Annotated in this window: 1 protein-coding gene; it reads left to right on the top strand. The window is 46.0% G+C overall.

Features of this window, described 5'->3' with window-relative positions:
* Positions 1-23: 23 nt before the first annotated feature.
* On the top strand, positions 24-261 hold a 238-nt coding region (locus SLS51_RS24965; protein ID WP_369293962.1), incomplete at its 3' end, for a Tn3 family transposase.

Genomic DNA, 261 nt, shown 5'->3' with positions numbered 1-261 from the left:
AGCGGCGAGGCGTTCTGCGTATCTTGCTTTCATTGATCATGCAGGAAAATACCCAGAGCAATATCATCCGCAAACTGAACTCTCATGCCCGTTACGCCAGATTAAAAGCGGCGTTGTTTGAATATAATGCCATCTTCAAGAGCACTCATGTCCTCAATCTGATTGATGATATGGCACTCAGAAAAGCGATCCGAAGTGCCCGAAACCGCACGGAAGCCTATCATCAGCTCCAAAGTAACATCCGAAAAACTTACAACGGTA

Origin of the sequence: Photorhabdus africana (assembly GCF_035181445.1) — a bacterium.
GTDB classification, from domain to species: domain Bacteria; phylum Pseudomonadota; class Gammaproteobacteria; order Enterobacterales; family Enterobacteriaceae; genus Photorhabdus; species Photorhabdus laumondii.
The sequence above is the reverse complement of the archived record's forward strand: the minus strand, read 5'-3'. Positions and strand labels throughout refer to the sequence as shown.